The following is a 15,109-nucleotide window of genomic DNA, read 5'->3' on the forward strand; positions in this document are numbered from 1 at the left end:
GTCGGCGTCAGCATACGGAATGTGGCAATTCAGGCCCACGGAATTGTTCGAAGAACCTTTTTTTTTGCCTACACGCTCCGACTTCACATGGCGAGCCCGGACTTTTCCTCCCTCAAGGCCTTGGCAGTCCGTCCGATAAAAGAGAACGCAACCATTGGCGGGGCAGCCTTCCCCTGCGCCCGCCGCACGAAACGGGCCTCGCCACGGACTGATCTCTGAACATCAACATGCGCAAGCGCATCGCCATCGAACACCTGCGGGTAGGCATGTACCTGGACGAATTTGTCGGCTCGTGGCTAGAACACCCGTTCTGGCGGGCCCGCTTTCGCGTGGAAGATACCGCCCAACTGCAGCGCCTGCGTGCCAGCGGCGTGCGCGAGGTGTGGATCGACATCACGCGCGGCACCGACGTGGCCACCGCCAATGCAGCGCCTGCGGCCCCCGAAGTGCCTGCGCCGCCCGCTTGCCCCACCGACGCCAGCATCGCCCCGCGCCCCACCACGTATGCGGAAGAAATGCGCCGCGCCGGCCGCCTCATCAGCAAAGCCGAGGTGGCTGTGCAGGCCATGCTGGCCGATGCGCGCATGGGCCGCACGATCGAAGCGCGCGACGCGCTGCCGCTGGTGGAAGCCATTTCGGGCTCGGTCGACCGCCACCCGAGCGCGCTGACAAGCCTGGTGCGCCTAAAGACGAAAGACCGCTACACCTTTCTGCATTCCGTGGCGGTGTGCGCGCTGATGGTGTCGCTGGGCCGCCAGCTCGGGCTTTCCGATGACGAGGTCCGCGACGCAGGGCTGGCGGGCCTGCTGCACGACATTGGCAAGATCGCGATTCCGCCCGAGGTGCTGAACAAGCCGGGCGCGCTCACTGACGCAGAATTCCGCCACGTGATCGTGCACCCGCAGGCAGGTCACGACATCCTGGTCGGCGACAGCAGCATGCGCGACGTCGCGCTCGACGTCTGCCTGCACCACCACGAACGCATGGACGGCACTGGCTATCCGCACAAGCTGGCGGGCGAAGGTATCTCGCTGTTTGCGCGCATGGGCGCCATCTGTGATGTGTATGACGCGGTTACGTCCGACCGCCCGTACAAAAAAGCGTGGGAAGCCGCCTACGCCGTGCAGCGCATGGTCGAATGGCGCGGCAGCCATTTCGACCCGATGGTGTTCAACGCTTTCGTCAAAAGCGTGGGCATCTATCCGGTGGGCTCACTCGTGCGGTTGCGCTCGGGGCGGCTGGCGGTGGTCATGCAGCACGCGCCGGGTACGTTGCTCACGCCCACAGTCAAGGTATTCTTCTCGGTATCGTCGGGCACGCGGATTGCGCCCGAACTCATCGATCTGGCGCATACCAGCGACCAGATCGTTTCGCGAGAAGAACCCCGCGACTGGGGCCTGACCGACCTCAACGAACTTTGGATACACGGCGACTGATCTGCAGTCTCATCCTCCGGCGCTGCCTGGCATGGCTCGCGCTGGGCTGGCTGGCGTGCAATGCGTCGGCGCTCGCAGAGCAACCGCTACGCGTTGGCTCCAAACGCTTCACCGAGTCATACGTGCTCGGTGAACTCCTCACACAGACGGCAAGCCCCCATGGCCCCGCCGAACACGTGCCGGGTCTGGGCAACACGGCCATCGTCTTCGCGGCGCTCAAGAACGGCAGCATCGACGTCTACCCCGATTACCTCGGCACCATCGCTGCCGAAATCCTCCACTTGCCGGCCGACCAAGCTGCCAACCCCAATCAGGCCGCGCTGCTGGCAGACGTCAACCGCGCCCTTGCGCCAATGGGCCTCGCTGCCGGTGTGCCACTGGGCTTTGAAGACACCTACGCGCTCGCCATGCGCGACGCCGATGCCGAGCGCGAACACATCCGCACGCTGGCCGATCTGGCCATGCACCCCGCGCTGCGTCTTGGCTTGTCGCACGAATTTCTGGGCCGCGCCGACGGCTGGCCGGCGATTGCCGCGCATTACAAGCTGCCGCAACGCCCAACCGGCCTCGACCACGGCGTCGCCTACGACGCGCTGCGCGCAGCCCAAGTCGACGTGATTGACATCTACTCCACCGACGCCAAGATCCGCCGCGAACACCTGCGCGTGCTCGACGACCCCGCGCACGTCTTCCCGCGCTACGACGCCGTGCTGCTGTATCGCGCCGACGTTGCGCAACGGCATCCGGCGCAGTGGCAGGCCATCACCGCGCTTGGCAGGCGCATCCAGCGCGACGACATGGTGGCGATGAATGCGGCGGTCGAACTCGAGGGCCAATCGTTCTCGCAAGCGGCGCGGCAGTTTCTGGCCGGACACGGCAATGCGCCGCCCGCCACGCCGGCTCGCGCGTTCTTTACCCAACTGACCGAGGGCCTTGGGCGGCTCACGCAACGGCACCTCATGCTGGTGGGTATTTCGACCGGCGTTGCCGTGCTGCTCGGGGTGCCGCTCGGCCTGATGGCGGCGCGGCGCCGGATCAAACAGCCCATCCTTGCCGTGGTGGGCGTTCTGCAGACGATTCCCTCGCTGGCGCTGCTGGCGATCCTCATCCCCATCGTGGGATCGATTGGCGTGGTGCCGGCCCTGATTGCGCTGGCGGTGTATGCGCTGCTGCCCATCGTGCGCAACACCATCGTCGGGCTGGAGCAGGTGCCCAACGGCCTGCGCGATGCGGCATTGGCGTTGGGTTTCACGCCTTCGCAGCGCACGCGCGTGGTGGATCTGCCGCTGGCGCTGCCAGTCATCCTCGCGGGCGTCAAAACCGCCGCCGTCATCAGCGTGGGCACGGCGACCATCGCCGCGTTCATCGGCGCTGGCGGCTATGGCGAGCGCATCGCCACAGGGCTCGCGCTCAATGACAGCGCAACGCTGCTCGCAGGCGCCATCCCCGCGGCGGTGCTGGCGCTGATCGTGCAGGGCGCATTCGAAGTCGCAGAATGGTGGCTACGCCGGCACGGCGGCGACACCCCACTCCGCTAGCGAGCGCGCAACCGGGTGTTCCATTACCATCGCGGTCATTCCAGCCGCTGTGCACGCCCCGCTTATGACCACGCTCCCGTTTTCCACCGCCCTGCTCGTCGCGGCGGCCGGCGTCTATGCCGGCGCCCAGAATGCCCTCGCGGGCGGCGGATCGTTCATCACGTTTCCGGCCTTGCTGCTGGCTGGGCTCAACCCACTGGCCGCCAACATGACCTCGACGATCGCGCTGTTCCCCAGCCAGATCACCTCGTCGATTGCCGGGCGCAAACTGGCCGGCGGCGTCGATGCGGGCGCGCAGCACCTCTCGCTCAAACAGTTAATCGTCATCAGCCTGATCGGTGGCGTGCTCGGCGCGCTGCTGCTGTTGGCGACGCCGCCGTCGTTCTTCGCCAAGCTGGTGCCGTATCTCGTGCTGTTTGCGACCAGCGTGTTTGCGTGGGGCAGCTTCCGCCGCAAACCGCTGCACGCGGCATCTGGCATGTCGACCACCACGTTGGCAATCGCGCAGTTTGCGATCGCGATTTATGGCGGCTACTTCGGCGGCGGGATTGGGTTTCTGATGCTGGCGGCGCTTACTGTGGCGGGCCAGCAGGTGCGCATGGCAGGCGCCACCAAGAACGTGCTCGCCATGACGATGAATGCGTCGGCGGTGGCGGTGTTTGCGTTCTCGCCGCAGGTGAACTGGGCGGCCGTGGTGGCGCTGGGTATCGGTGGCATTGCGGGCGGGTTTGCCGGCGCGTGGCTGCTGCACCGGCTGCCGGAAAAGGTGCTGCGCGGCTTTGTCGTCATCGTCGGGATCATCCTGACGGTCTGGCTGTTTTTGCGCGCCTGAAAATCCGCGCCTTGACAGGGTTTGTCCGACAGACGGTTCAGTCAACGCCTACTGTCTGCCGGGTGATCGCCTTCCTATTGTGACGTTTGGGGCGCGCGCCAGGATGGCACGCCGCATGCGTGTCATGGAGTCCGCCCCGTCTCACAACATGGAGAACGAGCATGCAAGCACGCAAGATGTCGAGTCTGGCCGCAGCGATTGCAGTGGCCGCCTGTGCGTGGATCGGCGCGGCCCCCGCGCAGGCCCAGCAGAAGGATCACAGCGCTGTGACCGGCGTAGACAGTCAGATGGAAGGCCCACGCACCCAAGTCCAGCGCAATGCCGATGCCGCCGCCAACCCCGGCTATCACAACAATGCCACCGGCGCGCAGCCAGAGGCCAGGCCCGGCACGCTCAAGCAGAAAGTCCACCGTGCGCATATGAAGACCGACAAGTGGGTCGACAAACACGTCACACACCGCCATGGCATGGGCAAGGCAAGCGCGGAATCGTCGTCAGACCGTGCATTCTGGTCGCGTCGCGCCAGCCAATGCGATTCGCTGGTAGGCGAGGCCCAGCGTGTCTGCCGCGAACGCCGCTCTGAAGCCGCCGGCAACATGCAGTAACCGATCGCGCCCGCGCCGCCCATGAAAAAGCCACCGAAGTTTCGGTGGCTTTTTCATTGCAGCAACGTCTGCGTCAGACGATACCGGTAGCGTAGAACACGGCAATCACGATGAACACGGCCAGCGTCTTGATGACCGTCACGCAGAACACGTCGCGATACGCCTCGCGGTGCGTCAGGCCCGTGACGGCCAGCAGCGTGATCACGGCGCCGTTATGCGGCAGCGTATCCATGCCGCCCGAGGCCATCGACGCCACGCGGTGCAGCACTTCCATCGGGATACCCGTGGCCTGCGCCGCCTGCACAAACTGGTCGGCCATTGCCGCGAGCGCAATGCTCATGCCGCCCGAAGCCGAGCCCGTGATGCCCGCCAGCGTGCTGACCGTGACCGCTTCATTGACGAGCGGATTCGGAATCGCACGCAGCCCATCGGCCAACACCAGGAAGCCCGGCAGCGCAGCAATCACGCCGCCAAAGCCGTACTCCGAAGCGGTGTTCATTGCCGCCAGCAGTGCACCCGACACCGCCGCCTTGCTGCCTTCGGCAAAGCGGCCTTTCACTGCACGGAAACCAAACACCAGCACCACGATAATGCCGATCAGCAGCGCCGCTTCCACGGCCCAGATTGCCGTCAGCTTGTCGGCTTCGACCGTCAGCGGCTTGGGCAGGCCCGGCAACGCAACGGTGACGACCTTGCCGTACCACGTCGGAATCCAGCGCGTGAACAGCAGGTTCATCACGCCCACCAACACCAGCGGCAGCAGCGCGACCAGCGGGTGCGCGAGCGCGCCGGTCTCGGCAGTCTCGGGCTCATTCACCAGTTTGGTCAGGCCATGGTCATACCCATGGCCGTTGCGCAGTGCCGCACGACGACGCCATTCCAGATAACCCATGCCCACCACGATGATGAACAACGCGCCGATCGTGCCCAGCCACGGCGCTGCCCATGAGGTGGTATGGAAAAACGTGGTCGGGATGATGTTCTGGATCTGCGGCGTGCCCGGCAGCGAATCCATCGTGAACGAGAACGCGCCCAGCGCGATCGTGCCCGGGATCAGGCGCTTGGGGATATCGCCCTGGCGGAACATTTCCGCCGCAAACGGGTACACCGCAAACACCACCACGAACAACGACACGCCGCCGTAGGTGAGCAGCGCGCACACCAGCACGATGGAGAGCATCGCCCGCTTGGCCCCCACCACGCGGATGACCGACGCGACGATCGAGCGCGAAAAGCCCGACAGCTCGATCACCTTGCCAAACACGGCACCGAGCAGAAACACCGGGAAGTACAGCTTGACGAAGCCGACCATCTTCTCCATGAAGATGCCGGAGAACACAGGCGCCACAGCCGATGAATCAGTCAGGAGCACCGCGCCCAGGGCAGCCAGCGGTGCAAACAGGATGACGCTGTAGCCGCGATATGCAGCAAACATCAGAAATGCCAGCGCAGCCAGCACGATGACGACAGACATCGACAATCTCCTCGCACATTGTTTTCGTTTTAAGAGCGATGGATTGTATGCCGCGATGCAACAGATTCCGTTACGCAATCACGCGTATTGAACTGATGGCGGAACTGGCGTTGCCGCCCCGCCAGGCGGGCGTCTTCGTCACGTTGGGATAGGCGGATATGGCAGATCAGTGACGATGGCCCCAGCCGCCGCGTCCGCCCCATCCCCGCCCGCCCCAGCCGCGATGGCAGTCCCAGCACCCGCCGCCGCCAATCCACACGCTGCCGAAAACCGGCGCCGGATAGTAGGCTGGCCCATAGTAGTAATACGGATCGTACGGATAAGCCGGATACGCGACCACCGGTGCGGGCACCGCCGCTACGGGGGCGATCGGGTTGCCGTAGGCGTCGTAATACGGCGCGACCACACAGCCGCCCAGCAGGACAACCGCGCACGCGGCCAACGCGCCCGGCAAGATAGCGGCAAAACGGCCGCCGGGTTGCGGTGTCGGGTTCATGATGTGCTCCGTTGAATGCATGCGCATATGCGTTCGACAGTGTTTGGCCGGTTCAATTCCGGGCTCTTGGTATGCCGTCTGAGCCGATCACAGCGAATCAAAGCCAATCGCTGCCGGATCACTTACCATGATCGCTTCGCCGCCCGCGCTGGGGAGAGATCGAGCCGGCGATGTCCATAAAACACTGGAGGACACATCCATGCAAGCCACCGAAGCCACGACCACGCCCATCCAGGGCGATCGGGCACCGGCACTGGCCATCTCTGCGGCCACCCGACGCAAAGCCATCATTGCCGCCACCATCGGCAACGGCCTCGAATGGTTCGACTTTACGGTCTACAGCTTCTTCGCAGTCATCATCGCCAAGCTGTTTTTCCCCACGGGCAACGATTTCACCTCGTTCATGCTGACGGTCGCCACATTTGGCGTGGGGTTCTTCATGCGCCCCGTCGGCGCCGTCGTGCTTGGCGTCTACGCCGACCGCGTGGGCCGCAAAGCTGCGCTTACGCTCACCATCATGCTGATGGCGATCGGCACGGCCATCATCGGCCTCGCGCCCACGTATTCGCAAATCGGTATCGGCGCGCCCATCCTCATCGTGATCGCGCGGCTCATCCAGGGCTTCTCGGCCGGCGGTGAAGTCGGTGGCGCTACGGCATTCCTGATCGAGTACGCGCCGGACGAACGCCGCGGCTACTTCGCAAGCTGGCAGCAGGCGAGCCAGGGCATCTCGTTCATCCTGGGTGCCGCCATGGGCGCGATCGTCACGAACGGCCTGTCGCCCGAGCAGATCGATGCATGGGGCTGGCGCATTCCGTTCCTGTTCGGTCTGCTGATCGGGCCGGTGGGCATGTACATCCGCTCGCACCTGCACGAGCCGCCTGCATTTGAAGCGCAAAAGGCAAAGGCCGCAAAGGAATCGCGTCTGGCACCGTTGTCGCAAGTGCTGAGCGAGCATCCGCGCGAAGTGCTCGGCGGCCTGGGCGTGACGATTCTCTGGACGGTTTGCACTTACACGCTGGTGTTCTACATGCCGACGTACGCCAAGCAGCAGCTCGGTCTGCCGCTGGGCGCGACGTTCCAATCGACGGCGTTGTGCGGTGCGATCATCTTCGTGCTGTGCCCGCTCATGGGCACGCTGTCGGATCGCGTTGGCCGCAAGCGCATGCTGGGCACGGTGGCGCTCATCATCGCGGTGGCGGCGTATCCGCTCTTCCACTGGCTCAACGTCAGCCCGACGGTGCAGACGCTGCTGCAGGTACAGGTGATTCTGGGTGTGTTACTGGCGGCGTTCACGGGCCCGGCGCCAGCGGTATTGGCCGAGCAGTTCCCGACGGCGGTGCGCTCCACAGGCTTGTCGATTTCGTACAACCTGGCGGTCACGGTCTTCGGCGGCTTTGCTCCGCTGATCGTGACGTGGCTGATCGCCAGCACAGGCAGCAAGCTGGCACCGTCGTACTACGTGATGGTCGCTGCCATCATCAGCGTGTTTGCGCTGGCGCTGATGCACGACCGCACCGGTAAGCCGATCGAGAAGTAGCCGCTTGAAGTCAGACCAAGCGGCACTAGAACGGCCGGTGGCTCACCCCACCGGCCGCTCGTCTTTTGCGGCCAGCAATGCGGCGTTCTCCAGCACGCGTACACCGGGTGCATCGACGCGCGCCGCCATAACAAGCGCTGCCGCTACCGAATCCACCGGCACCGGCCGCCACGTGCTGGGCACCATCCATCCGATTGCGCGCGACAGGTCTTGCGCAATACGTTCACCGAGCCGGAATTCCGCACGCTTGCCGAGCAGCAGCGAAGGCCGCACCACCGTGACGGACGGGAAACCGATCGACAGGATTTGCGCCTCCACTTCGCCCTTGCAGCGGTTGTAAAACACGCCCGAGCGCGCGTCTGCACCCAACGCGCTCACCAGCAGAAAATGATGCGCACCGGCGGCAAACGCACGCCTTGCCAGTTCCGCCGGATACTCAACATCAACGCGCCGGAATGCCGCTTGAGAACCCGCCCGCCGGATGGTCGTGCCAAGCGCGCAGATAACGAGATCGGCGGCAAACGCGGACTGGGTTTCAGGCGCGTCCAGGCGATCGAAATCGACCACGCATTCGCGCAATCGGCCGGGCATTGCCTGCCCTGCTGTCAAGGCCCCGCGCCGGCGCACAAGCGCAGTGACACTGCCCGCCCAAGGCTGTGCGACAAGACGATGCACCACCGCGCGGCCCACCAGGCCGTTGGCACCGGCCACCAGAACGGCCGGTCCGCGCGGTTGCTCAGGTGGTTCGCCGCCAACCGCGAAGCCTTGTCCGACAGGCATTTGCGAACTCGACATGATGTTCTCCATGAAGTTTGCACGGGCCCAAAAACACAGTGTACGGCGACTGGCGAGCCGGTTTGCTGCAGTATCGCTTGCGCGCTTTCGGTGCGCTTCCGGCGTGAAGAACGCTAGCGGAAATGCAAACAAACCCTGTCGATATCAGGTGTTTCCCGGATACCCGCCCGCAAACCTAGACGGGACAAGTGTCGGCTGCAAGCAACGGCCCGCAAACCCTTGCGGGTAGGGGATGTGCAACCCTTCGCAACGGTGATATAAAACGGGTCGCAGTACAACGCTGTCCAACAAACCTGAAGTGGGGAACTGACATGACGACCAAATCCGAACTCGTAGCCGCCATTGCGAAAGACGCTGAACTGAGCAACGCCGCCGCCGAGCGCGCGCTGAACTCTGCGCTGGAAAACATCAAGAAGACCGTCGCCAAGGGCGGCACCATCACGCTGGTTGGCTTCGGTTCGTTCTCGTCGGGCAAGCGTGCTGCACGCACCGGCCGTAACCCGCGCACCGGCGAAGCCATCAAGATCCCGGCAACCAAGACCGTGAAGTTCACGGCTGGCAAGGGCTTCAAGGACGCCGTGAACAAGAAGAAGTAAGAGTCTTCTGCCGAGCCCGGCATGCGTGCCGGACCGGGAGACTTGCAAGGGACCCTACGGGGTCCCTTTTCTTTTGGCGTGTTGGATCTGGTGTTGGATCTGGCGCAGGATCAGGCCACCGGCCACAACCCGACCAGGTAGCCAACCGAGCCGACGCGCGCGACGAGGGTGTCGCGATCACCCACTGCGTCGAGCCATGCGGCCGCGCCTTGCGGCACGTCATCGGCGCCGCCGATCGACAGCACGCCGTGCACGCAATACACGAGCCATTGCATGCCCGGATGCAGACGCTGCAACGACCGGCGCTCGCCGGCGGCCAACGCGATGGTCTCGGCGTGATGTGCCCAAACGTCGCGCCGCGTCATCACGTTGAAATCCGACAGCGGCGCGTCGAGCGTGGCGTGCACATCTGCCTCGCCGGGAAAGCGTGCGGGCGCTTCGCCGGGCGCGAGCTTTACGGCTTCAGCATCGGCGCGATGCATTGTCAGCCGCCCGCCCGCGATCACCGCCAGAGAACGATCGATACCAGCAAACCGCGAGAACGGCCCCGCCGCATCCACCTGCGCGGTGCTTACGCGCCAGTCGAAGTTATCCAACGTTGCGCCAGCAGGTGCGATGGCAATTTCAGTGGTGACGCCGCCGCCGTTCTTCCACGGCATGCGGCGCATGGCATCAGCAGGAATCAGCTTCATGAACGGCGCAACAAGTGATACGCCAGACGCGCCGCCACGCGCACGGTGCGGCGATCCTGGTCGTATTCGGGGTTGGTTTCGGCGATGTCCGCCACGCGCACTTTGCCCGTCGCGCAGACGTGCTGCACCAGCGTTTCGAGCACGGGCAGCGTGATGCCGTAGGCGGCGGGCGCAGACACGCCGGGTGCCACTGCGGCGGCGAGCACATCCATGTCGATGGTCAGGTAGACGTGGTCGGCATCAGCCAGCCATGCATCCAGATCGGCCATGCGCGCGCCGAGGTGACGCTCCTGCATGTTGGTGTCTTCCACGTAGTGCGCGTGCAGCGCGTCGGCACGGTCAAACAGTGCGGGCGTATTAGACAAGCGGCTCACACCCAGGCAGCAATACGTCAGATCGATATCGTGCGCGGCGCAATCTTCGGCGATCTGGTCGAACGGTGTGCCAGAGTTGCCGGGGCGGCTCGTGCGCAGATCGAAATGCGCGTCGAAATTGACGACGGCCAAACGTCCACGCCCCTGCGCGCGCCAGTCCTGTTTCTGCCAGTGCTTGCGCAAGCCTTGATACGTGCCGAACGCCACTTCATGGCCACCGCCGAGCACAACCGGACGCGCGCCGGCATCGAGCAGCTCGCATACGGCCTCGCCAAGCGCGGCTTGCGCGCCTTCCAGATCGCCGTCGCCGCACGTCACATCGCCCGCGTCGGCCAGCACCGACAGACCATGCGCCGGCACGTTGGCCAACGCACGACGGATTTCGCGCGGGCCCTGCGCGGCACCGGCGCGGCCATGGTTGCGCACCACGCCCGCATCGCACGCAAAACCCAGCAACGCAGGCACGCCGGACAGCGCCGTCGCATAGGCCGACTGCGCGACCTGGAACAGGCGCGTCACGTCGCCGTGTTCGCCTGTATCGTCACGGCCCTGCCAGATGGAAGCATCGAATGTCATACCCTCGGTCACCGTCATGAACGCGACAGCACCGCTTGCAGGAACGAACGCGTGCGCGCCTCCCTGGGTTCGCCAAAGATGACCGACGGCGGCCCCGCTTCAACGATGCCGCCACCGTCCATCACCACCACTACATCGGCCACTTCACGCGCGAAGCCCATCTCGTGCGTGACCACCAGCATCGTCATGCCTTCCTTGGCCAGCAGCTTCATCACCTGCAGCACCTCGCCGACGAGTTCCGGGTCGAGCGCAGATGTCGGCTCGTCAAACAGCATCACCTTCGGCCGCATCGCCAGCGCGCGGGCAATCGCCACGCGCTGCTTCTGACCGCCGGAAAGGCTCGCTGGCATCGCGTCGGCCTTGTGTGCCAGGCCCACTTTCTGCAGCAATTCACGCGCCTCGGTTTCGGCTTCGTGCTTGGACTTGCCACTCAGCATGCGCGGGCCCACCGTGATGTTGTGCAGCACCGAAAGATGCGGAAACAGGTTGAACGACTGGAACACCATGCCGACTTGCTGGCGCAATGGGTTCAGCTCGCGCTCGGGCAGCATCGTGCCGTTGTCGATCAACCGCTTGCCGCAGATGTCGATGCTGCCGCCTTCGGGCACCTCCAGCCCGTTGCAGCAGCGCAGGAACGTGCTCTTGCCCGAGCCGCTGGGGCCGATCACGACCACCACTTGCGAGGCATCGACTTCGAAGTCAATGCCCTTGAGCACGGTGTGATCGCCATACGATTTGGTCAGCCCGCGAATCTGGATCATGGGGGCATCCAGCGCGGATTTGAGCGTTTTCGGGTTCACCGCATTTGTCATGCTCATTGCACCATGCCTCCCGCACGGATGTTGCGTTCAAGCCGATGCAGCAGATAGCTGGCGGCACTGGTGAGCACCAGGTACACCAGCGCAATCGCCAGATACACCTCCAGCGAGCGATACGACACGCTGATGATCTTCTGCCCTTCGTGCATCAGGTCGTGAATGGTCAGCAGCGACACCAGCGCCGAGTTCTTGATCAATGCAATGAACTCATTGCCCAGCGGCGGGATCATCCGCACCACGGCCTGCGGCAGGATGATCGCGCGCATCGACTGTGCCGACGACATGCCGATCGAGCGTGCCGCCTCCATCTGCCCGCGATCGACCGACTGAATCGCACCGCGCACGATTTCCGACACGTAAGCGCCCGAATACACGCCCAGCCCCAGCACGCCGCACACGAAAGCCGGCAGCAGGATGTCGAACTGCGGCAGCCCGAAGAACAGCAGGAAGAGCTGCACCAGCAGCGGCGTGCCACGGATGAATGTCACGTACACCGTGCAGATGCCGTAGACAAAGCGCCGGCGCGGGTTCAGCCGTCCGATACCGATCAGCAAGCCCAGCACGCAGCCGAGCACCAGCGCGGCGGCCGTTACCTCAACGGTAACAAGCGCACCGCGGAGGATGTCCGTCCACCCCGCCCAGACAGGAGAAAAATCCAGTTCCATCAGCGTGTCCGGTCTTCGTTACTTGGCGTCGGGGCCGAACCACTTCTTGAGGATCTGCGCGTACGTGCCGTCGGCCTTGATCTTCTCGAGCGCGGCGTTCAATGCACGGGTCAGTTCGGGCTGGTCACGACGCACAGCGATGCCGTATTCCTCGCTCGTCAGCGCCGGCTCGACCAGGCGCAAACCCGGCCGCATCTTCGCGTAGTAAGCGGCGGCAGGACGCCCGGTGACGGCCGCATCGGCACGACCGATCTCAACGAGGTTGAACATCTGCTCGTTCTTCTCGACTTCCACACGCTCGACCTTTGGGTAGTTCTCCTTCAGGTAATTGACCGACTTGGTGCCCACCTGCACGCTCACTTTCTTGCCGTTCAGGTCAGCCGGCGTCTTGATGGCCGTGTTGCCCTGCTTGACCATCGCGACCAGGCCGCCGTGGTAGTACGGCACCGTAAAGTCCACCACCTTCTTGCGCTCTTCCGTGATGTAGATACCAGAGATGGCCACGTCGAAGCGGCGCGAGATCAAGCCCGGTACGAGGCCCTTGAAGTCGATGTCGGTCCACTCGACCGGCCGGCCCATGGTGCGGGCCAGCGCTTCGATCAGATCGACATCAAAGCCGGTGCGCTTGCCGTTTTCAACAAACTCCATCGGCGCGAAAGTGGCGTCGGTGGCCACGCGCAGCGGCTCGCCCGCGGCGTGCGCAGCGGTTGCGAAAGACGCCGCAGCGGACAACGCCACGGCAGCAGCCAGCATCGAATGCATGAAACGACGGCGATTCCCCATGAGTGGTCTCCTTGTGTGCATGTGGGGTGAAAAAAGCAATTCGAAGAATCAGATGTCCTGCAGCCGTGCAGAAATGGACGCGGCCGCAGCAACGGTCATATCGATCAGGCGCTGCTCCTTGCCGCGCACGCGCGTGGCAGGCGCCATCATCGTGATCGAGCCAAGCGCATGGCCGCGCAACCGGAACACCGGCACGCTCACGCCCCAGACGCCGGGATCGACTTCGCCCTCGGACAGCGCATAACCGGCGCTGCGGATATCAGCAAGTTCGGTGTGCAGTTGTGCCTGCTGCGCCGGGTCATCGGCCAGCAGATCAGAGAGGATGGTGCGCGCCGCGGCGGGCGGCATGAACGCGAGCAACGATTTGGCCGAGGCGCCAGTCAACAGCGGCACGCTGCGGCCCTTCTCGAACGAGCAGCGCAGCGATTGCTGGCTCTCGACCATTTCCAGGCACACGACCTGATCCTTCACGGCAACGACCAGCCCGATCGATTCGCCCGACTCGGTTGCCAGCTTGGTCATGCCGATGCGCGCTTCATGCAGCAGGTGCGAGGCATGGTCGAAGCCGAGTGCGAGTTGCAGGCTGATCGGCCCCGGCGCGTAGGTGCCGCCCGATTCGAGCACAAAGCCCCAGCGTTTGAGCATCGCCACCTGGCGGTACAGCGTGCTCTGCGGCAAGCCGGTCAGTTCGACCAGCTCGCGCGCGGCAATCGGCCGACCGTGGCGCGCGATCGTGGCGAGCACCATCAGCACGCGGTCCGAACCGCTGGTAGCGGCGGCGGATTGTGCTGGCGAATCGGCCAAGCCCGGCTCGGTCATCGCGAAACCCCCTCGAATGATGTTGCGACGGAGAATGCGATGATTTTCTCAATGTATCAACGCATCATTCCCACTCAACGGGAAAAAAGCGCGAATTCAGTATTTACACCTAGGACTCCGTGGTCACATTCCGGGCTTCTTCGTCCAAGCGCGTTTCCAGGAACGCGACGACAGCGTGGGCGGAGGCCTCGCTGCCGCAGGTGGTCAGCGCGGCATACAGCGGCGCGGCCAAGCCATTCAGAAAATCGATAGGGGCCTGCGGCCCTTCAGCCAAGTAGCGCTGCAGGGCCGAGAACGCGCCCGCCTGACTCAGGCGCCAGTCTGCAATCGAGGCCTGCCGCACGTGACGCGGCGCAAATTGCGTAGTCGATGCCGGCTGGGGCGGCGCCTTCGGCTGGGGGGTCACCTTGATCGGCGCGCGGCTGGCGACGTACCCGCCGGCAATCAGACGCGCAAGGTCTTCGGTGTCGGGGCCGGCGCTGCTCAACTGCGCCAGGATTTCCGCCGCGGAGCGCTCGCCATTGACCAGCAGCAGAATCGCCCGCTGCCGATGCGTGACGTGCCCACTGCGCGTTTGCAGCTCCTGCGTGCCGCGCTCCGTGCGCGACAGGATATGACTCAGCTCCATCGTCCCCTCCCTTCTTTTCTATGTGTCTGTCTGATGAAGGGACAGTCTAGAAAAACCCGGCGCAGCGCGGGCCATCTGAGCACCCTCGGGCACGCCATACCGACTATCACGTGCGCCGCATTGGCGCCCGAGTCCGATCCTGATCCTGATCCTGATCCTGATCCTGATTGCAGTCTTGGCCGTTCCGCAACTGATGAAGGCCTGGCACTACGGCCTGCATGCACCGGAAAAACGCGCGTACTACTGCATCTCCAATGAATCGCGGCCGACTTACACCGTGTGCCACATCGGCCTGGTTGTCTTTCTTGCGATGATGCGTCACGAACTGCATGACATGCTGGGCATGTGTGCGCGCATAAAAAAACCTCCGCAGTGCGGATAATGCCGTTCAGTTAAGGTCTTTCCGAAGATATCGAAGGGCATAACGAGCAGGACGGGATTT

At 64.2% G+C, this 15,109-nt stretch carries 18 protein-coding genes; 8 read left to right on the plus strand and 10 right to left on the minus strand.

What is annotated here, in order from left to right; genetic code table 11:
- From PSUB009319_RS23040 to PSUB009319_RS22370, 5 genes are all read left to right on the plus strand, one after another.
- The coding region (locus PSUB009319_RS23040; protein ID WP_221620983.1) for a hypothetical protein at positions 1-219 on the plus strand (219 nt) is incomplete at its 5' end.
- A gap of 8 nt (positions 220-227) precedes the next feature.
- Complete coding sequence (locus tag PSUB009319_RS22355) at positions 228-1,436, plus strand: HD-GYP domain-containing protein (RefSeq protein ID WP_124384365.1); 1,209 nt, start codon at positions 228-230, stop codon at positions 1,434-1,436.
- On the plus strand, positions 1,418-2,974 hold the full coding sequence (locus PSUB009319_RS22360) for a glycine betaine ABC transporter substrate-binding protein (protein ID WP_124384366.1): 1,557 nt from the start codon (positions 1,418-1,420) through the stop codon (positions 2,972-2,974). The genes PSUB009319_RS22355 and PSUB009319_RS22360 overlap by 19 nt, the downstream gene beginning before the upstream one ends.
- A gap of 64 nt (positions 2,975-3,038) precedes the next feature.
- Positions 3,039-3,806, plus strand: a complete 768-nt coding sequence (locus PSUB009319_RS22365; RefSeq protein WP_124384367.1) for a sulfite exporter TauE/SafE family protein — start codon at positions 3,039-3,041, stop codon at positions 3,804-3,806.
- A 161-nt stretch (positions 3,807-3,967) separates the two neighbouring features.
- On the plus strand, positions 3,968-4,411 hold the full coding sequence (locus tag PSUB009319_RS22370) for a hypothetical protein (RefSeq protein WP_124384368.1): 444 nt from the start codon (positions 3,968-3,970) through the stop codon (positions 4,409-4,411).
- 73 nt (positions 4,412-4,484) lie between these two features.
- On the opposite strand, the gene PSUB009319_RS22375 is transcribed toward PSUB009319_RS22370, so the two are convergent.
- On the minus strand, positions 4,485-5,885 hold the full coding sequence (locus PSUB009319_RS22375; protein WP_124384369.1) for a GntP family permease: 1,401 nt from the start codon (positions 5,883-5,885) through the stop codon (positions 4,485-4,487).
- A 166-nt stretch (positions 5,886-6,051) separates the two neighbouring features.
- The gene (locus PSUB009319_RS22380) at positions 6,052-6,381 is read right to left on the minus strand and encodes a hypothetical protein (RefSeq protein WP_124384370.1); all 330 of its coding nucleotides are present in this window, start codon (positions 6,379-6,381) and stop codon (positions 6,052-6,054) included.
- A 199-nt stretch (positions 6,382-6,580) separates the two neighbouring features.
- On the opposite strand from PSUB009319_RS22380, the gene PSUB009319_RS22385 reads away from it, so the two are divergent.
- Complete coding sequence (locus PSUB009319_RS22385; RefSeq protein ID WP_124384371.1) at positions 6,581-7,921, plus strand: MFS transporter; 1,341 nt, start codon at positions 6,581-6,583, stop codon at positions 7,919-7,921.
- A gap of 42 nt (positions 7,922-7,963) precedes the next feature.
- On the opposite strand, the gene PSUB009319_RS22390 is transcribed toward PSUB009319_RS22385, so the two are convergent.
- Complete coding sequence (locus PSUB009319_RS22390; RefSeq protein ID WP_124384372.1) at positions 7,964-8,716, minus strand: oxidoreductase; 753 nt, start codon at positions 8,714-8,716, stop codon at positions 7,964-7,966.
- A gap of 311 nt (positions 8,717-9,027) precedes the next feature.
- Here PSUB009319_RS22390 and PSUB009319_RS22395 point away from each other — a divergent pair, with 311 nt between their 5' ends.
- Entirely contained in the window at positions 9,028-9,312 is a 285-nt protein-coding gene (locus tag PSUB009319_RS22395) for an HU family DNA-binding protein (RefSeq protein WP_003272088.1), read from the plus strand.
- Positions 9,313-9,422: 110 nt separating this feature from the next.
- On the opposite strand, the gene PSUB009319_RS22400 is transcribed toward PSUB009319_RS22395, so the two are convergent.
- The 7 genes from PSUB009319_RS22400 to PSUB009319_RS22430 form a co-directional block, all read right to left on the minus strand.
- Positions 9,423-10,004, minus strand: a complete 582-nt coding sequence (locus tag PSUB009319_RS22400; protein WP_124384373.1) for a HutD family protein — start codon at positions 10,002-10,004, stop codon at positions 9,423-9,425.
- Positions 10,001-10,954, minus strand: coding sequence for a formimidoylglutamase (gene hutG / locus PSUB009319_RS22405; protein WP_124384374.1), 954 nt, complete (start codon positions 10,952-10,954; stop codon positions 10,001-10,003). Before hutG ends, PSUB009319_RS22400 begins: the two co-directional genes overlap by 4 nt.
- Positions 10,955-10,968: 14 nt before the next feature.
- Positions 10,969-11,772 (minus strand): amino acid ABC transporter ATP-binding protein, encoded by an 804-nt coding sequence (locus PSUB009319_RS22410; RefSeq protein WP_124384375.1) that lies wholly within the window; start codon positions 11,770-11,772, stop codon positions 10,969-10,971.
- Entirely contained in the window at positions 11,769-12,437 is a 669-nt protein-coding gene (locus tag PSUB009319_RS22415) for an amino acid ABC transporter permease (RefSeq protein ID WP_024972227.1), read from the minus strand. Before PSUB009319_RS22415 ends, PSUB009319_RS22410 begins: the two co-directional genes overlap by 4 nt.
- A gap of 18 nt (positions 12,438-12,455) precedes the next feature.
- Positions 12,456-13,220 (minus strand): glutamine ABC transporter substrate-binding protein, encoded by a 765-nt coding sequence (locus tag PSUB009319_RS22420; protein WP_124384376.1) that lies wholly within the window; start codon positions 13,218-13,220, stop codon positions 12,456-12,458.
- Between the two features lie 48 nt (positions 13,221-13,268).
- Positions 13,269-14,039, minus strand: coding sequence for an IclR family transcriptional regulator (locus tag PSUB009319_RS22425; RefSeq protein WP_124384377.1), 771 nt, complete (start codon positions 14,037-14,039; stop codon positions 13,269-13,271).
- A 109-nt stretch (positions 14,040-14,148) separates the two neighbouring features.
- Positions 14,149-14,667 (minus strand): hypothetical protein, encoded by a 519-nt coding sequence (locus PSUB009319_RS22430; protein WP_124384378.1) that lies wholly within the window; start codon positions 14,665-14,667, stop codon positions 14,149-14,151.
- A gap of 175 nt (positions 14,668-14,842) precedes the next feature.
- Between PSUB009319_RS22430 and PSUB009319_RS22435 the strand changes: the two genes are divergently transcribed.
- Positions 14,843-15,049, plus strand: a complete 207-nt coding sequence (locus tag PSUB009319_RS22435) for a hypothetical protein (RefSeq protein WP_260393121.1) — start codon at positions 14,843-14,845, stop codon at positions 15,047-15,049.
- Positions 15,050-15,109 lie beyond the last annotated feature (60 nt).

Source organism: Ralstonia sp. SET104, assembly GCF_003851545.1.
In the GTDB taxonomy this organism is placed as follows: domain Bacteria; phylum Pseudomonadota; class Gammaproteobacteria; order Burkholderiales; family Burkholderiaceae; genus Ralstonia.

Bases quoted from the DNA above. Each gene is read 5' to 3' on its own strand.
- PSUB009319_RS22415 (WP_024972227.1), bottom strand. From the start codon at position 12,437: ATGGAACTGGATTTTTCTCCTGTCTGGGCGGGGTGGACGGACATCCTC.
- PSUB009319_RS22400 (WP_124384373.1), bottom strand. From the start codon at position 10,004: ATGAAGCTGATTCCTGCTGATGCCATGCGCCGCATGCCGTGGAAGAAC.
- PSUB009319_RS22370 (WP_124384368.1), top strand. From the start codon at position 3,968: ATGCAAGCACGCAAGATGTCGAGTCTGGCCGCAGCGATTGCAGTGGCC.
- PSUB009319_RS22410 (WP_124384375.1), bottom strand. From the start codon at position 11,772: ATGAGCATGACAAATGCGGTGAACCCGAAAACGCTCAAATCCGCGCTG.
- PSUB009319_RS22365 (WP_124384367.1), top strand. From the start codon at position 3,039: ATGACCACGCTCCCGTTTTCCACCGCCCTGCTCGTCGCGGCGGCCGGC.
- PSUB009319_RS22430 (WP_124384378.1), bottom strand. From the start codon at position 14,667: ATGGAGCTGAGTCATATCCTGTCGCGCACGGAGCGCGGCACGCAGGAG.
- PSUB009319_RS22395 (WP_003272088.1), top strand. From the start codon at position 9,028: ATGACGACCAAATCCGAACTCGTAGCCGCCATTGCGAAAGACGCTGAA.
- hutG (WP_124384374.1), bottom strand. From the start codon at position 10,954: ATGACATTCGATGCTTCCATCTGGCAGGGCCGTGACGATACAGGCGAA.
- PSUB009319_RS22380 (WP_124384370.1), bottom strand. From the start codon at position 6,381: ATGAACCCGACACCGCAACCCGGCGGCCGTTTTGCCGCTATCTTGCCG.
- PSUB009319_RS22425 (WP_124384377.1), bottom strand. From the start codon at position 14,039: ATGACCGAGCCGGGCTTGGCCGATTCGCCAGCACAATCCGCCGCCGCT.
- PSUB009319_RS22375 (WP_124384369.1), bottom strand. From the start codon at position 5,885: ATGTCTGTCGTCATCGTGCTGGCTGCGCTGGCATTTCTGATGTTTGCT.
- PSUB009319_RS22385 (WP_124384371.1), top strand. From the start codon at position 6,581: ATGCAAGCCACCGAAGCCACGACCACGCCCATCCAGGGCGATCGGGCA.
- PSUB009319_RS22420 (WP_124384376.1), bottom strand. From the start codon at position 13,220: ATGGGGAATCGCCGTCGTTTCATGCATTCGATGCTGGCTGCTGCCGTG.
- PSUB009319_RS22390 (WP_124384372.1), bottom strand. From the start codon at position 8,716: ATGTCGAGTTCGCAAATGCCTGTCGGACAAGGCTTCGCGGTTGGCGGC.
- PSUB009319_RS22355 (WP_124384365.1), top strand. From the start codon at position 228: ATGCGCAAGCGCATCGCCATCGAACACCTGCGGGTAGGCATGTACCTG.